Annotated in this window: 20 protein-coding genes and 1 tRNA gene; 14 read left to right on the top strand and 7 right to left on the bottom strand. The window is 30.6% G+C overall.

What is annotated here, in order from left to right:
* The first annotated feature begins 1 nt into the window (after position 1).
* The 12 genes from EG240_RS08715 to EG240_RS08660 all read left to right on the top strand — a co-directional run bounded on the left by EG240_RS08715 (position 2) and on the right by EG240_RS08660 (position 10,665).
* Positions 2-1,117 carry a beta-ketoacyl synthase N-terminal-like domain-containing protein gene (locus EG240_RS08715; protein ID WP_125019008.1) on the top strand — a complete coding sequence of 372 codons (1,116 nt, stop codon included), beginning with the start codon at positions 2-4 and terminating at the stop codon, positions 1,115-1,117.
* 6 nt (positions 1,118-1,123) lie between these two features.
* Positions 1,124-1,726, top strand: coding sequence for a 3-oxoacyl-ACP synthase (locus tag EG240_RS08710; protein WP_125019007.1), 603 nt, complete (start codon positions 1,124-1,126; stop codon positions 1,724-1,726).
* Position 1,727: 1 nt separating this feature from the next.
* Positions 1,728-1,985, top strand: coding sequence for a phosphopantetheine-binding protein (locus EG240_RS08705; RefSeq protein WP_125019006.1), 258 nt, complete (start codon positions 1,728-1,730; stop codon positions 1,983-1,985).
* 3 nt (positions 1,986-1,988) lie between these two features.
* Positions 1,989-3,185 (top strand): beta-ketoacyl-[acyl-carrier-protein] synthase family protein, encoded by a 1,197-nt coding sequence (locus EG240_RS08700; protein WP_125019005.1) that lies wholly within the window; start codon positions 1,989-1,991, stop codon positions 3,183-3,185.
* Positions 3,185-4,240: a beta-ketoacyl synthase N-terminal-like domain-containing protein gene (locus EG240_RS08695; RefSeq protein ID WP_125019004.1), complete on the top strand. Its 1,056-nt coding sequence runs from the start codon at positions 3,185-3,187 to the stop codon at positions 4,238-4,240. Before EG240_RS08700 ends, EG240_RS08695 begins: the two co-directional genes overlap by 1 nt.
* Before the next feature lie 119 nt (positions 4,241-4,359).
* The gene (locus EG240_RS08690; RefSeq protein ID WP_125019003.1) at positions 4,360-4,989 is read left to right on the top strand and encodes an outer membrane beta-barrel protein; all 630 of its coding nucleotides are present in this window, start codon (positions 4,360-4,362) and stop codon (positions 4,987-4,989) included.
* Between the two features lie 70 nt (positions 4,990-5,059).
* Positions 5,060-5,431, top strand: a complete 372-nt coding sequence (locus EG240_RS08685; protein WP_125019002.1) for a hotdog family protein — start codon at positions 5,060-5,062, stop codon at positions 5,429-5,431.
* Between the two features lies 1 nt (position 5,432).
* Positions 5,433-5,915: a hypothetical protein gene (locus tag EG240_RS08680; RefSeq protein WP_125019001.1), complete on the top strand. Its 483-nt coding sequence runs from the start codon at positions 5,433-5,435 to the stop codon at positions 5,913-5,915.
* Between the two features lie 130 nt (positions 5,916-6,045).
* The gene (locus EG240_RS08675) at positions 6,046-7,332 is read left to right on the top strand and encodes a phenylacetate--CoA ligase family protein (protein WP_125019000.1); all 1,287 of its coding nucleotides are present in this window, start codon (positions 6,046-6,048) and stop codon (positions 7,330-7,332) included.
* 46 nt (positions 7,333-7,378) lie between these two features.
* Positions 7,379-8,884 (top strand): glutamate--tRNA ligase, encoded by a 1,506-nt coding sequence (gene gltX / locus EG240_RS08670; RefSeq protein ID WP_125018999.1) that lies wholly within the window; start codon positions 7,379-7,381, stop codon positions 8,882-8,884.
* A 219-nt stretch (positions 8,885-9,103) separates the two neighbouring features.
* Positions 9,104-9,595 (top strand): hypothetical protein, encoded by a 492-nt coding sequence (locus EG240_RS08665; RefSeq protein WP_125018998.1) that lies wholly within the window; start codon positions 9,104-9,106, stop codon positions 9,593-9,595.
* Between the two features lie 92 nt (positions 9,596-9,687).
* Positions 9,688-10,665: an SPFH domain-containing protein gene (locus EG240_RS08660; protein WP_125018997.1), complete on the top strand. Its 978-nt coding sequence runs from the start codon at positions 9,688-9,690 to the stop codon at positions 10,663-10,665.
* Between the two features lie 86 nt (positions 10,666-10,751).
* Here EG240_RS08660 and EG240_RS08655 read toward each other — a convergent pair whose 3' ends face one another.
* The 4 genes from EG240_RS08655 to EG240_RS08640 all read right to left on the bottom strand — a co-directional run bounded on the left by EG240_RS08655 (position 10,752) and on the right by EG240_RS08640 (position 13,493).
* Positions 10,752-11,015: a DUF6327 family protein gene (locus tag EG240_RS08655; protein ID WP_125018996.1), complete on the bottom strand. Its 264-nt coding sequence runs from the start codon at positions 11,013-11,015 to the stop codon at positions 10,752-10,754.
* 17 nt (positions 11,016-11,032) lie between these two features.
* Entirely contained in the window at positions 11,033-11,386 is a 354-nt protein-coding gene (locus tag EG240_RS08650) for a competence protein (protein WP_125018995.1), read from the bottom strand.
* Between the two features lie 5 nt (positions 11,387-11,391).
* Complete coding sequence (locus tag EG240_RS08645; protein ID WP_235830358.1) at positions 11,392-11,721, bottom strand: YtxH domain-containing protein; 330 nt, start codon at positions 11,719-11,721, stop codon at positions 11,392-11,394.
* Positions 11,722-11,810: 89 nt separating this feature from the next.
* Positions 11,811-13,493 carry a glutamine--tRNA ligase/YqeY domain fusion protein gene (locus tag EG240_RS08640; RefSeq protein WP_125018993.1) on the bottom strand — a complete coding sequence of 561 codons (1,683 nt, stop codon included), beginning with the start codon at positions 13,491-13,493 and terminating at the stop codon, positions 11,811-11,813.
* Between the two features lie 108 nt (positions 13,494-13,601).
* On the opposite strand from EG240_RS08640, the gene folB reads away from it, so the two are divergent.
* Together folB and EG240_RS08630 are read left to right on the top strand one after the other, a co-directional pair.
* Entirely contained in the window at positions 13,602-13,961 is a 360-nt protein-coding gene (gene folB, locus EG240_RS08635; RefSeq protein ID WP_125018992.1) for a dihydroneopterin aldolase, read from the top strand.
* Between the two features lie 60 nt (positions 13,962-14,021).
* Positions 14,022-14,092: transfer RNA gene (locus EG240_RS08630), tRNA-Cys, on the top strand.
* A gap of 81 nt (positions 14,093-14,173) precedes the next feature.
* Here the strand turns inward: EG240_RS08630 and EG240_RS08625 are convergent.
* From EG240_RS08625 to rnr, 3 genes are all read right to left on the bottom strand, one after another.
* Positions 14,174-14,869 carry a LysE family translocator gene (locus tag EG240_RS08625; protein ID WP_125018991.1) on the bottom strand — a complete coding sequence of 232 codons (696 nt, stop codon included), beginning with the start codon at positions 14,867-14,869 and terminating at the stop codon, positions 14,174-14,176.
* Positions 14,870-14,936: 67 nt separating this feature from the next.
* Complete coding sequence (locus EG240_RS08620) at positions 14,937-15,611, bottom strand: head GIN domain-containing protein (protein ID WP_125018990.1); 675 nt, start codon at positions 15,609-15,611, stop codon at positions 14,937-14,939.
* A gap of 2 nt (positions 15,612-15,613) precedes the next feature.
* On the bottom strand, positions 15,614-17,788 hold the full coding sequence (gene rnr, locus EG240_RS08615; protein ID WP_125018989.1) for a ribonuclease R: 2,175 nt from the start codon (positions 17,786-17,788) through the stop codon (positions 15,614-15,616).
* Positions 17,789-17,978 lie beyond the last annotated feature (190 nt).

The raw sequence follows: 17,978 nt of genomic DNA, 5'->3' as shown, positions 1-17,978 counted from the left end.
GATGAAAAATGTATTTATAAAACAAACAAATTGTATCACACCTTTAGGTTTTGATGTTGCATCGAATTGGAATGCGATTCAAAATCTGCAAACTGGTATTTCTTTACACGAGCAATTTGGTGCTTTTTCGAATATTTATGCTTCTTGCATTCCAAATTCAAAAATCAAAGAAAACTTCCAACAGATTGAAAAAAGTGTTGATGATTTCAGTCGTATTGAACAATTGTTGATTTCTGTAATGAAACCGATAATTGATTCAAACGGAATTCAACCAAAAACAGCTTTGATTCTTTCTACAACCAAAGGAAATATTTCGGCTTTAGAAAATAACGATTTACAAAGTGCTTTTTTAAGTCAATTAGCTAAAAAAATTGCGAATTATTTTCAGTTTCAAACTGAACCAATTATCGTTTCAAACGCTTGTGTTTCTGGTGTTATGGCACTTTCTGTTGCCAAACGAATGTTACAAATGCAAGTTTTTGAAAATGCTTATGTGGTTGCTGTCGATGAAGTTACTGAATTTGTAGTTTCGGGATTTAATTCGTTTCAAGCAATGAGTGACGAACCTTGCAAACCATACGATGCTTCTCGAAAAGGAGTAAATTTAGGTGAAGCTGCTGCTGTTGTATTTGTTGATACCAAACCTGAGAATGCTTTAGTGGAAATTATTGGAGATGCAAACATCAACGATGCCAATCATATTTCAGGACCATCAAGAACAGGAGAAGGTTTGTTTTTAAGTATTCAATCTGCTTTAAAAGAAGCAAATATCACAACAGATAAAATCGATGCGATTTCCTTACACGGAACAGCAACATTATATAACGATGAAATGGAAGCAATTGCCTTGAATCGTTTGCAAATGCAACAAATTCCTGCTCAGAGTATGAAAGGATATTTTGGACATACTTTAGGAACTTCGGGCTTATTAGAAACGGTTTTATTGATTGAAAGTATGCAAAAAAACACATTAATTGTTTCTAAAGGTTTTGTAAATTTAGGTGTTTCACAACCGATTCAAATTACAACCGAAATTGCGAAAAAAGATATTAAATATGCTTTAAAAACAGCTTCTGGTTTCGGAGGATGCAATTCGGCAATTGTTTTAAAAAAATAAAATAAGGTGAAAGAAAGTTATTATATATCAAATTCTTGTGTGATTAAAAATCAAAAGGTTTTTAAAAATGAAACCTTAGTTTTTGAATCTAATGAAGCCGATTTTAATGCATTTGCAAAAGCTACATATAAAAATTTACAATTAGAATATCCAAAGTTTTTTAAGATGGATGGATTGAGTAAATTAGCTTTTTTAGCTTCCGAGTTTTTGCTTTCAGATAAAAATGAAGCAGATAACATTGCTTTGCTATTTGCGAATAAAAGTGCTAGTTTAGATACCGATTTAAAACATCAAGAAAGTATTCAAGATAAAGACAACTTCTTCCCTAGCCCAGCAATTTTTGTTTACACATTGGCAAATATTTGCATTGGTGAAGTAAGTATTAGACATCAACTAAAAAGCGAAAGTGCCTTTTTTTGTTCAGAAAATTATCAAACAGAATTTATGTTGAATTATACAAATTATCTATTACAAAATCAAAAAGCAGATAAAGTGCTATGCGGTTGGGCTGAATTTTTGAATGATGATTATCAAGCTGTCTTTTATTTAATAGAAAAACAAGGAACAAAAGAACATACAATTAACGAAATAGAAAATTTATTTAAATAAAATGGAAAATTTAAAAGAAGAATTAAAAGGAAAAATTATTGAAGTTTTAAACTTAGAAGATATTAACATTGAAGATATCAAAGATACGGATCCATTATTTGGTGATGGTTTAGGATTGGATTCAATTGATGCTTTAGAACTAATTGTTTTGATGGATAAACAATACGGAATCAAATTAAGCGATCCGAAAGAAGGGAAAACTATTTTCCAAAACATTGAAACAATGGCGAAATACATTGCTGATAATCGTACAAAATAAAAGATGAGTAAAAAAGTTGCTATAACAGGAATGGGAATTATTTCTTCAATTGGAAATTCGGTTGAAGAAAATTTCAATGCTTTAATTCAAAAACAAATCGGAATTTCTAGATTAGAAAATTTCGCTTCAAAACACGTTGATGAAATTAAAGTTGGAGAAATCAAATTAACTAATGAACAATTGATTGAGCAACTTCAATTACCTGAAAATAATACATTTACAAGAACGGCTTTATTAGGTGCTTTTGCTGCTAAACAAGCTGTTGTAAATGCTGGAATTACAGATATTAATGCTTTTAAAACCGGATTGATTTCTTCGACAAGTGTTGGTGGAATGGATTTTACAGAAAAGCATTTTTATGAATATTTGACGGACGATTCTTTATCTAAATATATCAACAGTCACGATGCAGGCGATTCTTCAAATAAAATTGCCGATTATATTGGATTAACGGGATTTGTTTCAACAATTAGTACTGCTTGTTCATCTGCTGCAAATGCGGTGATGTTGGGTGCTCGTTTGATTAATTCTGGAAAATTGGACCGCGTTATTGTTGGTGGTACGGATGCATTATCAAAATTTACCATTAACGGTTTCAAAACTTTAATGATTTTATCAGATACGTACAATCAACCTTTTGATGATAACAGAAAAGGTTTGAATTTAGGTGAAGCTGCGGCTTTTTTGGTTTTAGAATCGGAAGAAATGGTACAGCAATCAAACAAGAAAGTTTTGGCTTTTGTATCTGGTTTTGGAAATGCAAACGATGCTTTTCATCAAACGGCTTCATCAGAAAATGGTGAAGGTGCTTTTTTAGCTATGCAAAAGGCTTTTAAAACTTCTGGTTTAGAACCTAAAGATATCGATTATATCAACGTTCACGGTACAGCAACACCGAATAACGATTTATCTGAAGGTAGAGCCATTGCTCGTTTATTTGAAAATCAAGTTCCAGATTTTAGTTCAACCAAACCTTATACCGGTCATACATTGGCTGCTGCGGCTGCAATTGAAGCGGTTTTTAGCGTACTTGCAATTCAAAATAACATCATTTACCCAAACTTAAATTTTGAAACGCCAATGCAAGAATTTGATTTGATTCCGAATATCGAAGTGAAATCAAAAGAAATAAATCACGTTTTATCGAATTCATTCGGATTTGGTGGAAATTGTTCTACTTTAATTTTTTCTAAAAACTAATGAAAGCAGTTTATATAAACGGAATCGGTTCGGTTTCCATTCAAGACCAAGATATTTTTGATTTTAATTTTGAACTTATTTCAGATTTATCCGATGTAAATTACGCCAAACATCCTTCGTATAAGGAAATGATTCCAGCTGCGATGATTCGTAGAATGGCACAAGGTGTAAAAATGGGAATTTACGCTTCTCAGAATGCTTTAAATGAAGCTGAAATTGAAATTCCAGATGCTATTATTACCGGAACTGGAATGGGATGTTTACAAGATTCTGAAAAATTTCTTCGCGCAATTATAGATAATGAAGAAGAGTTTCTTACTCCAACATCTTTTATTCAATCCACGCATAACACCGTTGGTTCTCAAATTGCTTTGAGATTGGGATGTAAAGGTTATAATTTTACTTATGTAAATGGTGCGAATTCTTTTGAAAATGCTTTAAACGATGCCAAACTTCAAATAGAAAACGATGAAGCAAATAGCATTTTGGTTGGTGGAATTGATGAAATTTCGGATTATACTTTAAAATTGCTTAAGAAAATTGATGTTATCAAAAATGAAAATTCTTCTATCGATTTCAAGAATCCAACTTCAATTGGAGTTCCGTTTGGAGAAGGAGCTAATTTTCTAGCGATATCATCAGAAAAAAAATCGAATTCATATGCAGAAATCTGTGATGTTTTTGTTCAAAATAAAATCGAAATATCAGATTTAAAACAAACGGTTTCCACTTTTTTAGAAGCAAATAAGATAGATTTATCACAAATTGATGTTTTGGTTGTTGGACGAAATGCCGATTCTAATTTCAATGAATATTATACTGAAATGGAAACTTTGTTTGAAGATAAAACCCAAATTTATTACAAGCATTTAAGTGCTGAGTTTGATACTGCTTCAGCTTTTGGAGTTTTATTAGCTGCAACTATTTTAAAGAAACAAGAAATTCCAAACGAATTACTTTGGAATAATAAATCAATGTCACAAGCAAATTACGTTTTGTGCTATAATCAATATCGAGGAAAAGATCATAGTTTGGTTTTACTTCGAAATTGCTAATACTATTTATTGAATATTGAGAAGCACTATTAAGATAAACGAATGAGTTTATTTTAATAGTGTTTTTTTTTAAATTAAAATATTATATTTATCGAAATTAATTAACTCAAGTAAAGGTTATGAAAAAGATTTTAATAGCAATTGCGTTTTTTGTATTTACTCAATCAAAAGCTCAAGTTACTTTTAGTCCTGGATTAAAAGCGGGTTATTCTGCTTCAAATATCACAAATTTAGGTACAGATTATCGCAATGATTTTTACATCGGTGGTTTTGGATTATTAAAGCTTACTGAATTTTATAATATGCAATTTGAAGTGATGTATCTACGTCAAGGCGCAAAGAATTATAAATGGACAGATGTACAATATGGAAATGTAAATACGCAAACTTTCAAAAAAACAGATATCAAACTGAATTATATTTCATTAAACTTTATAAATAAATTCAATGTTAAAAAGTTTAATTTTCATGCTGGACCAGGATTAGATATTAAAGTTTCTGAAGATCCATACAACTACAACGAAGTAATGATTGGAGGAAATTCTAGTTTTCCTTATGAAAGTAATAGTCCTGTAGATTTAACAATTAATTTAGGAGTTGGTTATCAGATTACACCAAATTTAGGTTTTGATGCTCGTATGAGAATGGGAATTATCGAACCAATTTATACAAGTGGATATTATTTCTTTAATGGAAATTCATTAAACAAATCCTTTTTAATAGGTTTAAATTATACGTTTAACAATTAAAACTTTCTATTTTGAAAGTTTTTTTTCGTTTAATTAATAACTTGTATCTTTACCGTTTAGAATGAACATTATGTTATTAAACCATTTTTACAACGTTGAAGAATTAGTACAAATCGATAATTTGAATCACAAAATTTCTGTTCGATTAAATGCTTCTCACGATATTTTTAAAGGCCATTTCCCTGGAAATCCGATTACGCCAGGCGTTTGTATGATTCAAATGATTAAAGAAATTACAGAATCAATTGTGTCTAAAAAGCTTTTTATGTATCAATGTTCAAACGTAAAGTTTATGGCTTTAATCAATCCTGAAGTAAATCCAGAATTGATTTTGAATCTTGAAATTACAGAATCAAATACAAACGAATTTAAAGTAAAAAATGCAACTATGTTTGATGAAACTGTGGCATTAAAATTGGTTTGTAATTTTAAAACTATATAAAATGAAAATATTACTTTTTTTATTTATTTCTATTTTCGCTTTTCAGAATGTTACACTTTCAGAAGCTAGAAAAGCGTATGCAACAGCAAATGCCAACAAACAAAATGCTTTAAATTTCTATAATGAACTAAAAAATTATTCAGGAAATAATCAAACTATTTTAGCTTATAAAGGTGCTGCACTTGCTTTACAATCTAAATATGTTGGAACAAAAGAATCAAAACGAGAAAATTTCACTAAAGGTGTTGGATTAATTGAAAATGCGATTAAACAAGAACCTAATAATTTAGAATTACGAATCATTCGATTGAGTATTCAAGAAAATACGCCTAAAATGATGAAGTATAAAATGAATTTATCCGAAGATAAAAACTCGATTTTAAAATCTTATAATTCTCAAAATTCAGACATCAAACAGTTGATAAAATCGTATTCAAAATCTTCAAAATCCTTTACAGATATTGAAAAGAATCAATTGAAATAATTGATAACTTTGAATCTTAAATAAGTTTACTTTAAACGCCGTAATTTAAACGGTGTTTTTTTTTAAAACGAGGTGAATTTTTGAAAATAATTTTCATAAAAATTTTTAATAAGCAATTAAAAACAACATAATGATTCCAAAAATAGAAACAAGTTCTGTAGCCGAAATTAAAGCATTTCAAGAAGATAAGCTTCAAGAATTGTTAGTTTATTTACAGAATCATTCGCCATATTATCGTGAATTGTTCTTGAAAAATCAGATTGAAATCAATCAAATCAAAACGTTAGAACAACTTCAAAATTTACCAATCACTACCAAGACCGATATTCAGCTAAATAACGATTCGTTTTTTTGCGTTCCGATGAACGAAATTATCGATTATGCTACTACTTCTGGAACTTTAGGTGACCCAGTTACTTTTGGATTAACCGATAAGGATTTAGAACGTTTGGCTTATAACGAAATGATTTCTTTTCAATGCGCTGGTATTCAAAAAGGAGATTTGGTTCAATTAATGACCACAATGGATCGCCGTTTTATGGCTGGTTTGGCTTACTTTTTAGGACTTAGAAAATTAGGAGCCGGTGTAATTCGTGTTGGTGCTGGAATTCCACAATTACAATGGGATTCGATTCTAAAATACAAGCCAAAATATTTAATCGGGGTTCCTTCATTTTTATTGAAATTAATAGAATACGCAGAACAGAATCATATCGATTTTCAAAATTCAAGTATTCAAGGTGTAATTTGTATCGGAGAAGCTTTGCGTACTTCAGATTTACAACCTTCTATTCTAGCTGAACGCATCACCAAAAAATGGAATATCAAACTATTTTCAACCTATGCTTCAACCGAGATGAGTGCTGCTTTTACCGAATGTGAATTTCAAATGGGCGGTCATTTTCATCCTGAATTAATCATCACCGAAGTTCTTGATGAGAATAATCAACCGGTTGCAGATGGTGAAGTTGGAGAACTAACTATTACCAATTTAGGAATTGAAGCGATACCATTATTGCGTTTCAAAACAGGTGATATGGTTCGTAAACACACAGATATTTGTAAATGTGGACGCAATACATATCGAATTGGACCGGTCGAAGGTCGCAAGCAACAAATGATAAAATACAAAGGAACAACACTTTATCCGCCTGCAATGCAAGATGTATTATCTCATTTTGAAGAAATTAAAATGCATTTGATTGAGATTGCTACCAACGACATTGGAACGGATGAAATTAATATTCGAATTTTTTCTGAAGACGAATCTCCTGAATTTCTATCAAAAATAAAAGATTATTTCAGAGCAAAATTACGTGTGACACCAAATATTGTCTTTGATGATCCAAAAGAATTACAAAAAATCATATTCAATCCATTAAGTAGAAAAACCATTACTTTTATCGACAAAAGATAATTTTGAAATTATTGATAATCGTATATTTGTAAAAAATTAAAAGCAAATGTCTAAGCAAGTTAGAGTGCGTTTTGCACCAAGTCCAACAGGACCTTTACATATTGGCGGAGTAAGAACTGCCCTTTTTAATTATTTATTCGCTAAGAAAAATAACGGAACATTTTATATTCGAATTGAAGATACGGATCAAACGCGTTTTGTTCCAGGAGCAGAAGAATATATTTTTGAAGCTTTGAAATGGTTGGGAATTGAACCAGATGAAACCATCGGAAAGAACGAAAAATTTGGACCTTATCGTCAAAGTGATCGTAAACATTTGTATAAAGAATACGCTTTAGAATTGATTCATAACGGTTCTGCTTATTATGCTTTCGATACTTCTGAAGAATTAGATGCGTTGAGAAAACAAGCTGAATCTGATGGAAAAACATTTATATACAATCATACGATTCGTGAGGAATTAACAACATCGTTGAATATGACGCACGAAGAATTAGAAGCACGTTTGTTTAATAATGATCCGTATGTAATTCGTTTTAAAACACCAATTGACGAAGTTTTAGTAGTTAATGATTTGGTTCGTGGAGAAGTAAAATTCAATACTTCATTGTTAGATGATAAAGTTTTATTCAAGTCAGATGGAATGCCAACATACCATTTAGCTAATATTGTTGATGATCATTTACAAGAAACTTCGCACGTAATCCGTGGTGAAGAATGGTTGCCTTCTCTTCCACTTCATTTTATGTTATATCGTGCATTTGGATGGGAATCTCCTGAATTTGCGCATTTACCATTGATTTTAAAACCAGTAGGAAATGGTAAATTATCTAAACGTGACGGTGATAAATTAGGTTTCCCTGTTTTTCCATTAGAATGGACTTCAGAAACTGGTGAAATTTCTTCTGGTTATAGAGAAAAAGGGTATTTCCCAGAAGCTGTTGTTAACTTCTTAGCTTTATTAGGTTGGAATGACGGAACCTATAAAGAAATTTATACGATGGAAGAATTAACGCAAAGTTTTGATATCAGTCGTGTTAATAAATCAGGAGCTAAATTTGATCCAGAAAAGAACAAATGGTTTAATCACCAATGGTTGGTTACAAAATCGGATATCGAATTAGCAAATTCTTTTTTACCAATTTTAGAATCAAAAGGAATTTCTACAAACATTGATTATGTAGAAAAAGTGGTTTCTTTGGTTAAAGATCGTGCTAATTTTGTGACTGAATTATATGATTTGTCTGATTTCTTCTTTGTTGCACCAACAGAATTTGATCCAAAAGCTTTAAAAAATTGGAAAGAAGATACAAATGATTTGTTAGATAAAGTTGCTGTAATTTTAAATTCAATCGAAAATTTCGAAGCTAAAAATATCGAAGAAATCGTTAAAAATTGGATTTCAGAAAATGATTTACCAATGGGAAAAATCATGCAACCATTGAGAATTTCGATTGTAGGTGCAATGAAAGGACCAGACTTATTCGAAATAATTTTTATGTTAGGAAAAGCAGAAGTTTTAGAAAGAATTTCTAATACTTATAAGATATAATTAAAATTTAACGTAAAAAAATAAAAAATTGTTTTGATTTGTGTTTTTAAATTTTATATATTTGAGAACTTTAAATAAGCAAATGCCCTTGATTATTTTAAAGGATTTGATATTTTTTTCATATCAACAAACAACAATTTTTTTTTTTCTAAATTTTCTAAAATCCCATCTCTTTGGGATTTTTTTTATATACTTGTACCAATCAAATTTACATTTATTATGAAAAAGAATATTTTATTGCTTGCCTTTTGTTCAATTTTTGCTTTAGTTTCATGTTCATCAGATGATTCATCAACTTCAACAGAAGTAACACCTACTCCAACTACAGTTGATTGGATTCCAGGTCAGATTAGCTTAATGAGTGGTTCGACAGCTTTGTTTTCAGAATCTTATCCACACGCAGAAGGATGTGATAAAGATTATATTCGACTTGAAAATAATACATCTGCAACTTTATTTGAACACGAACCTGGAACTTGTGCTATTACGGAAACGGATCAACCTTGGAATCGTAATGGAAATCAAATTTCATTAGTTATTTTTGACATGCCTGTTACTGGGACAATTATATCTGAAACAGCTACTCAGTTAACAGTTGAGAGTGATGTAAGTCAATATTCAGCAATGATTTCGCTTTTATATCCAGAAATTGCAGATTATCTAGACCTAATTCAAGGAGCGAAAGTGCGATTAGTTCTTGATAAAAAATAAAAAACACAGACTCTTAACATATTATGCTTAAGAGTTTTTTTTATTTCTTTTTTTATTGTATTTTCAGCATTAATTTTAAAATAAAAAATGCTATGATTCCTTATTATGTAATAATTGCGATTTTTATAATCCTGTTTTTAAGTGCCTTTTTTACAGTTAAGCAACAAAGTGCTGTTATTGTAGAACGTTTTGGAAAATATAATTCCATTCGTCAATCAGGTTTACAATTAAAAATTCCGATTATAGATCGTATTGCTGGTCGAGTTAATTTACGTATCCAACAATTAGATGTCATTATCGAAACTAAAACTAAAGATAATGTTTTCGTAAAACTAAAAGTTTCTGTTCAATTTAAAGTAGTTCAAGATCGTGTTTACGAGGCTTTCTATAAATTAGAATATCCACATGATCAGATAACTTCTTACGTTTTTGATGTTGTTCGTGCCGAAGTTCCGAAATTAAAATTAGATGATGTTTTTGAACGTAAAGATGACGTTGCGGTTGCAGTGAAACGTGAATTGAACGAAGCGATGATTGCTTACGGATATGATATCATCAATACTTTGATTACTGATATTGATCCAGATATTCAAGTGAAAAACGCAATGAACCGTATCAATGCTGCAGATCGTGAAAAAACGGCTGCTGAATACGAAGCTGAAGCAAGTAGAATTAGAATTGTTGCAAAAGCAAAAGCAGAAGCAGAATCTAAACGTTTACAGGGTCAAGGTATTGCAGATCAACGTAGAGAAATTGCTCGTGGATTAGTAGAAAGTGTTGATGTTTTAAATAGAGTTGGAATCAATTCTCAAGAAGCATCTGCCTTGATTGTTGTAACTCAACATTATGATACACTACAAGCAATTGGTGCAGAAAACAATTCCAATTTAATTTTATTACCAAATTCGCCTCAAGCTGGTAGCGACATGTTAAATAATATGGTTGCTTCATTTACAGCGAGTAATCAGGTTGGAGAGGCAATGAAAAGCGCTGGTTCAGCTAAGCGAAAAGATAGTAGAATTGATGATTTCGAAAAACCTTCTCAAGATACTTATTCAGATGATATTTAATTTAAAACAAAATCCACCTTTTAAGGGTGGATTTTTGTTTTTGATATGTTGTCTTTAAAGATTAGGATAAACTCTTTAAATTAAGTTTATTTTCTTTTAAAAAGCTTTCTAATTAAGAATTTTAAAACAGTTGTAAAAAGAAAAACTTTTAATTGCTTTGATTGACCTAAAGAACTACTAATTGTTGTACCTATCGTACCTAATCCCATTTTTATAAGATTTGGAGCGGTCAAACTTTTAGAAATTGATGAAGTTGATTGCATCAATCTATGAAAACTAATTTCACGTTCAATTTTTAAAATCTCTAAATGTCTGTTGATTTCTTCATACGAATTATATGATTGTTTCATAACTAAAATTTTAAAAATTAATTTTCATAAAAAATATTCGATAATTTTTTAATTACCGGAATGTCAATAAGTGCTTTTCTATTAAAATAGAAGATTAAGCATAATATTAAATAAAAAGCTCCGATAATTAAAAAGCCTAAGGTATAACTTTTTAATAAAGCACCTAAAGCAAAAGCGCATGCAACTGAAATAAACAATAACGCAATTGAAAGAAAAAGAGCTAAAAGAAAAATCTTTAGTAATAAACTAAAGGCTTTTGAGCTTATTTTCAACCCTAAAAGTTGATAATATTCAACGTTTTGGTCAATAAAAGCTTTGGCATCTACTTTGATTTTCTCAAAGTCTTCTTTTAAATCTTTATTTAAATCCATTTCAATTATTTTGTGTTAATTGCTTTTGCTTCTTTTTTTAATTCAGCTAATTTTTTTTCTAAAACTTCAATTACGTTTTCTGTTTTATCACCAGCTTTTTCTACGTATGAATTGATTGTAGATTCTAAATCAACTTTTTTAGAATTCATTAATGATCTTACTTGATCTTTTAAATCATCAAATTTATGAGCAATTTCATCGCCTCCAGATTTGATTCCTCTTCCTAATCTTTTGCGAGTTTTAGAACCTTGATCTGGTGCTAATAAGATTCCTGCTACTGCTCCTACTGCAGCTCCAGCTAATATTGCTACGATTGTTCCGCCTGTTCTTCCCATAATTTTTATATTTATAGTTTAATATTCACTAAAGTTAATAAAAAAAAGATTTTTTAGCAATTTTAAATTCTAAAAAATCTTTTTTAAATCTATTTGGTTTCTAATTTTGCCCAAGTATCTTTTAATCCTACGGTTTTATTAAAAACTAATTTGTCGTTTGTAGAATCTTTATCAACAGCAAAATAACCTAAACGTTGGAATTGAAATTTATCTCCGTCTTTAGCTGTTCTCAAGCTAGGTTCTAAATAACCTGTAATCACTTTTAAAGAATCAGGATTGATAAATTCTTTGAAATCAACTTCTTTATTACCATCTGGATTTTCGTTTGTGAATAAACGATCGTATAAACGAATTTCAGCAGCAATTGCATGCGGAATAGAAACCCAATGAATCGTACCTTTTACTTTTCGTTTAGAAGCTTCACTTCCACTACCCGATCTCGAATCTGGATCGTAAGTTACATGAATCTCGATGATGTTTCCGTTTTCGTCTTTAACTACGCTTTCACCTTTGATGATATAGGCGTTTTTTAAACGAACTTCTTTTCCTAAAGTTAAACGGAAGTATTTACTGTTAGCTTCTTCTAAGAAATCATCTCTTTCGATGTATAATTCTCTTGAGAAAGGTACTTTTCTGTAAGTTACTTCTTCTGCTTCCGGATTATTTTCTGCATCTAACCATTCTTCATGTCCTTCAGGATAATTTGTAATTACTAATTTAATCGGATCAAGAACTGCCATTACTCGATCAGTAATTTTATTTAAATCTTCACGAACGCAGAATTCTAATAACGAAACATCAATTAAATTATCGCGTTTAGCAATACCAATCGTGTCAGCAAAATTACGAATTGCAGCCGCTGTATAACCTCTTCTGCGCATTCCAGAAATGGTTGACATACGTGGGTCATCCCAACCATTTACATGTTTCTCTTGTACCAATTGTAATAATTTACGCTTAGAAACTACTGTGTGAGATAAATTTCTACGAGCAAATTCACGTTGTTTTGGACGAACTTTGTTTTCATCATAAACTTGATTTAAGAACCAATCGTATAATTCTCTGTGAGGCAAAAATTCTAACGTACAGAATGAATGTGAAATTTGTTCTACATAATCACTTTCACCATGAGCCCAATCGTACATTGGATAAATACACCATTTATCTCCTGTTCTATGATGCGATGCATTAATAATTCGATACATAATCGGGTCACGCATTAACATGTTTGTAGAAGCCATGTCAATTTTTGCACGTAAAATATGTTCACCTTCTTTGAATTCACCATTTTTCATTCTTTCGAATAAATCTAAGTTTTCTTCAACTGAACGGTTTCTGTATGGAGAATCTTCACCAGCTTGAGTTGGTGTTCCTTTTTGTTTTGCTATTTCTTCTGAAGATTGGCTATCCACGTAAGCTTTACCTTTTTTGATAAATTCTACCGCCCAATCATATAATTGTTGGAAATAATCAGAAGCATAAACTTCTTTATCCCATTTAAATCCTAACCATTCTACGTCTTTCTTAATCGCATCAACAAATTCTTGCTCTTCTTTTGCAGGATTTGTATCGTCGAAACGTAAGTTTACTGGCGCATCATAATCAATTCCTAAACCGAAGTTTAAACATATTGATGAAGCATGACCAACGTGTAAATAGCCGTTTGGTTCTGGTGGAAAACGAAAACGTAATTTATCTTGTGACAAACCATTTTTAAGATCTTCTTCAATGATTTGTTCTATGAAATTCAATGATTTTTCTTTTGTTGACATATTCTTGAATTAAGGCTACAAATTTACCAAATTTTGTTGATTTATTTGGTATTGATTTTTGCTAGTTTTGATTCAAATATACTAACTTTGAGTTTATAAATTATAGAAATGGGAATTATCAGATTAAAAAACATTCGTACGTTTTCGTATCACGGTTGTTTAGTTGAAGAAAGTAAAATTGGATCCGATTATCGAGTAGATTTAGAAATTAAAGCTGATTTAAGAAAATCTTCAGTTTCAGACGAACTTGCAGATACGGTTGATTATGTTCATTTAAACAAGATTGTTGTCGAAGAAATGGCAATTCGATCTAAGTTGCTAGAGCATGTGGCAAAACGCATTATAACTAGAATTTTTAAAGAAATCCCTGAAGTTTCAAGAATTGTTTTAGAAGTTTCAAAAATTAATCCTCCGATTGGTGGTGATGTTGAACAAGTTACGATTGTGATGGAAGAATACCGTGCATAATTTTACAAAAACGTTTTGATATTAAAAAAAATGTAGTAGATTTGCACTCGTAATACACAAGGCATCGTGGCCGAGAGGCTAGGCAGCGGTCTGCAAAACCGTCCACAGCGGTTCGAATCCGCTCGATGCCTCAAAGTAAAAGCTCCTAAGAAATTAGGAGTTTTTTTTATGGCTTTTGTCAATAAAAAAGTCTTAGTAAAAACTAAGACTTTCTAATGTATTGTATCTTTTTGTTTATTTTCTGTTGAAAGAATAGTATCATTTATAAATTTTGAATCGTTTGGAATGATTGATTTCGACATAATTGCAATTCCAAAAATTATCAATAAAAGCGAACTAATTTTTTTTACTTTTAATATATTTTTTGGTGTTAGCTTACTTTGTAATTGTTTAGCTAAAAATATCTTGAAAATATCTGTTATCAAATAAGCTAGAATAACATAAGAAAAAAACAAAAACAATCTATCAGGAACCATATCCATCTCTGGTCCCATTGTTATGATTATTGCTAACCAGAAACCTAAAACACCAATGTTTATAAAGTTTAATAAATAACCTTTAGCAAAAAGAGAAAAGTAATTATTTTTATAATTAGATGTTTCAATATGGATTTCTGCTTTGTTTAATTTTTTTAATTTCACATAAGAAACAACTCCATAAGTTGCCATAATTCCACCTCCAAAAATAAATAATGCTGGGTCGTCTTTGATTTTACTAAGTAATTTAAAACTACTGTAATAAGCAATTAAAATAAATGTTATATCTGCAAGAATAACTCCTAAATCAAACGTTAATGCAGCTTTAATACCTTTGGTTATACTGGTTTCAATTAATATAAAAAAAACAGGTCCTATCATAAAACTTAAGAAAAAGCCCAATGATATTGCTGTGATAAAATCGTCCATAATTCTAGTTTAAAACAAATGCCAATATAAGAATTGGCATTTATATTAAGTCTTGCAAGTTACAAAAAAATTATTTCACACGGTTTATGTTTCCGCCTGCAGTCGTTTTTTCTACAACTGTTTTTGGGTTTCCGTAAATATTTACACTTCCACCAGCTCTTGTTGTTGCATTAACTGTTTCTGTTGCTTTAACATCGATTTTTCCACCAGCATTTACTGTAGCATCAACAGTTATAAAATCAAGGTTTTTTGCATCAATAGCTCCTCCAGCATTTGCGATTAAAGTTCCTGTATCAGATTTACCTTCTAATTTCATCGTTGCTCCAGCAAACACTTTCGCTTCAATGTTTTTTGTTTTCATTTTAATATCAATTTGAGAACCTGAGTTTGCGTTCAATTTTAATTTAGTAGTTTCTAAATTTTTAGAACTAAAAACATAACTTCCAGATTCGGCCTCAATACTATTTAAATTCTTATAATATACTTTTACAGAAACTTTATAATCGCTATCTGAAACCAATTCTTTTAACGTGTTTTTAATAGCAAGTTTTCCATTTTTATTAACTAAAGTAATATTACTTTCATCTTTAGAATCCAAAACTACTTTACTTTCAGAACTTGGAATTAACTCAACTTTGATTCTGTTTGTTGTTCTAATTTCTGAAAAATCGCCCATGTCTTTCGTAACCTGAGCTTGTGAATTAAAAGCTATTAATCCAACAACTGTAAATAATAAATTTTTCATAACTAAGCTTTTCTAATAAAATTAAAATCTAATTGTTTTTTAACTAAATCGGCGTTTTTCACTTTTACAATTACTTCATCTCCAAGTTGTAAAACATCTTTAGTAGTTTCGCCAACCATTGCATATTGCTCTGGGTCAAAAACGTAGTAATCACCTTTTATTTCACGAATACGAACCATTCCTTCGCATTTGTTTTCTACGATTTCAACATAAATTCCCCATTCAGTTACACCAGAAATCACACCTAAAAATTCTTCATCTTTATGGTCTTGCATAAACTTCACTTGCATATATTTTACGCTATCACGTTCTGCACTCGATGCTAAACCTTCCATTTGTGAACAATGAACTGCTTTTTCTTCGATTTCATCTTCGTTAACAGAAGCTCCGTTATCTAAATAATGTTGTAATAAACGGTGCGCAATAACATCTGGATATCTACGAATCGGCGACGTAAAATGTGAATAATAATCAAAAGCTAATCCGTAATGACCGATATTCTCTGAAGAATAAACGGCTTTACTCATCGTACGAATCGCTAAGGTATCAACCATATTTTGTTCTTTTTTACCGTTCACATTAACCAGTAATTCGTTTAATGATTTAGAAATAGTTTCTTTTGATTTGAAATTTAAACTATAACCAAAACGATTTATTACCGTTTGTAGATTAAACAATTTATCTGTATCTGGTTCGTCGTGAATACGATAAATGAAAGTTTTCTTTTGTTTACCGATGAATTCAGAAACTTTACGATTTGCCAAAAGCATAAATTCCTCAATCAGATGATTCGCATCTTTCGAAACTTTAAAATAAACTCCCGTCGGTTCGTCTTGTTCGTTTAAGTGAAACTTCACCTCTACTTTATCAAATGAAATCGCTCCGTTTGCCATTCGTTTCGAACGTAAAATTTTAGCTAAGTCATCCATTTTTAGAATAGCATCAACGATTGGTTTTTCAATGATTTGCTCCTCGCCTGTTATCGAAATTTCTGCTGGAATTGTATTTCCTTTTGTTTCGATAATTACCTGAGCTTCTTCATAAGCCATTCGTTTGTCAGAATACGTAACCGTTCTGCCAAACCATTTATTTACAATTTCAGCTTTGTTGTTTAATTCAAAAACAGCTGAGAATGTGTATTTTTCTTCATTTGGACGTAACGAACAAGCAAAATTCGAAAGTACTTCAGGTAACATCGGCACTACTCTATCAACTAAATAAACTGAAGTTGCACGTTGATAAGCTTCTGCATCTAAAACGGTTCCTTCTTGGACGTAATGCGAAACATCGGCAATATGAATTCCAATTTCGTAGTTTCCATTTTCTAATTGCTGAAACGATAAAGCATCATCAAAATCTTTTGCATCACGTGGGTCGATTGTAAAAGTTAAGACATCGCGCATATCTCTACGTTTTGCAATTTCTTCTTCGGTAATTGAAGTGTCTAAACGTTGTGCGTAGGTTTCAACATCAATTGGGAAATCACTTGGTAATCCGTATTCAGCTAAAATAGCGTGAATTTCAGTGTTATGTTCACCTTGTTTACCTAAAACTTTAATGATTTTTCCATACGGATTATTCGCTTTTGCTGGCCAATCAGTCATTTCAACTAAAACGACATCACCATCTTCTGCCCCATTAAATTTTTCTTTCGAAATAAAGAAATCCGCATACATTTTTGGATTTGCATTGACCACAAATCCAAAAGTTTTATTGACTTGTAATACACCGACAAATTCAGTTTTATGACGTTGAATAATTTCAACAACTTCAGCTTCAGGTTTTTTACCTTTTCGCTTGTTGAAAATATATGCCTTAACGGTGTCTTTGTCTAATGCTTTGTTTAGATTATTTGTTGGAATAAAAACATCTTCTTCTAAATCTGGTGAAACCAAATAAGCTGTTTTTCTAGAAGTCATATCAATTTTTCCTTCGATATAATCAGTTGTTACAACAATTTGGAACTTTCCACGTTCGATTTCTTCAACCTTTTCCTTAGAAGTTAAATACTTTAATTCTTTGATGATTTCGTTTCTACTTTTGGTATCATCAACCTCAAAAGCAGCTGCAATTTGTTTATAGTTATAAGCTTTGCTTGGATTTTTAGATAGTAATTTCAGAATCTTTCCTGAAAAATCTTTATCCTTTTTGCCTAATTTTTTTATTTGTTTTGTCATTTTTTCTGTTAATCAATGAATATCAATACGGAATTAAAAGTGACATTCATTTTTCTATTATTTTTTAAAATTACGAAAATAAAGTTGAAATCTCGTTTTTATCAAGTTAACCTTATTTTAAAATTATCGGAATGTTTGTATCATAAACCATTCCAATGTATGTTTTTCTAGAATTGAATTTGAATCTATT

It is taken from the genome of Paenimyroides tangerinum, assembly GCF_003865405.1.
In the GTDB taxonomy this organism is placed as follows: Bacteria; Bacteroidota; Bacteroidia; order Flavobacteriales; family Flavobacteriaceae; genus Flavobacterium; species Flavobacterium tangerinum.
Note: the sequence above shows the minus strand (reverse complement) of the source record. Positions and strands in the feature narration are given on the sequence as shown.

What these genes read in the sequence shown, in the direction of transcription:
- EG240_RS08715 (WP_125019008.1), top strand. Translation starts at nt 2, where the DNA reads ATGAAAAATGTATTTATAAAACAAACAAATTGTATCACACCTTTAGGT.
- EG240_RS08705 (WP_125019006.1), top strand. Translation starts at nt 1,728, where the DNA reads ATGGAAAATTTAAAAGAAGAATTAAAAGGAAAAATTATTGAAGTTTTA.
- EG240_RS08700 (WP_125019005.1), top strand. Translation starts at nt 1,989, where the DNA reads ATGAGTAAAAAAGTTGCTATAACAGGAATGGGAATTATTTCTTCAATT.
- EG240_RS08695 (WP_125019004.1), top strand. Translation starts at nt 3,185, where the DNA reads ATGAAAGCAGTTTATATAAACGGAATCGGTTCGGTTTCCATTCAAGAC.
- EG240_RS08690 (WP_125019003.1), top strand. Translation starts at nt 4,360, where the DNA reads ATGAAAAAGATTTTAATAGCAATTGCGTTTTTTGTATTTACTCAATCA.
- EG240_RS08685 (WP_125019002.1), top strand. Translation starts at nt 5,060, where the DNA reads ATGTTATTAAACCATTTTTACAACGTTGAAGAATTAGTACAAATCGAT.
- EG240_RS08680 (WP_125019001.1), top strand. Translation starts at nt 5,433, where the DNA reads ATGAAAATATTACTTTTTTTATTTATTTCTATTTTCGCTTTTCAGAAT.
- EG240_RS08675 (WP_125019000.1), top strand. Translation starts at nt 6,046, where the DNA reads ATGATTCCAAAAATAGAAACAAGTTCTGTAGCCGAAATTAAAGCATTT.
- gltX (WP_125018999.1), top strand. Translation starts at nt 7,379, where the DNA reads ATGTCTAAGCAAGTTAGAGTGCGTTTTGCACCAAGTCCAACAGGACCT.
- EG240_RS08665 (WP_125018998.1), top strand. Translation starts at nt 9,104, where the DNA reads ATGAAAAAGAATATTTTATTGCTTGCCTTTTGTTCAATTTTTGCTTTA.
- EG240_RS08660 (WP_125018997.1), top strand. Translation starts at nt 9,688, where the DNA reads ATGATTCCTTATTATGTAATAATTGCGATTTTTATAATCCTGTTTTTA.
- EG240_RS08655 (WP_125018996.1), bottom strand. Translation starts at nt 11,015, where the DNA reads ATGAAACAATCATATAATTCGTATGAAGAAATCAACAGACATTTAGAG.
- EG240_RS08650 (WP_125018995.1), bottom strand. Translation starts at nt 11,386, where the DNA reads ATGGATTTAAATAAAGATTTAAAAGAAGACTTTGAGAAAATCAAAGTA.
- EG240_RS08645 (WP_235830358.1), bottom strand. Translation starts at nt 11,721, where the DNA reads ATGGGAAGAACAGGCGGAACAATCGTAGCAATATTAGCTGGAGCTGCA.
- EG240_RS08640 (WP_125018993.1), bottom strand. Translation starts at nt 13,493, where the DNA reads ATGTCAACAAAAGAAAAATCATTGAATTTCATAGAACAAATCATTGAA.
- folB (WP_125018992.1), top strand. Translation starts at nt 13,602, where the DNA reads ATGGGAATTATCAGATTAAAAAACATTCGTACGTTTTCGTATCACGGT.
- EG240_RS08620 (WP_125018990.1), bottom strand. Translation starts at nt 15,611, where the DNA reads ATGAAAAATTTATTATTTACAGTTGTTGGATTAATAGCTTTTAATTCA.
- rnr (WP_125018989.1), bottom strand. Translation starts at nt 17,788, where the DNA reads ATGACAAAACAAATAAAAAAATTAGGCAAAAAGGATAAAGATTTTTCA.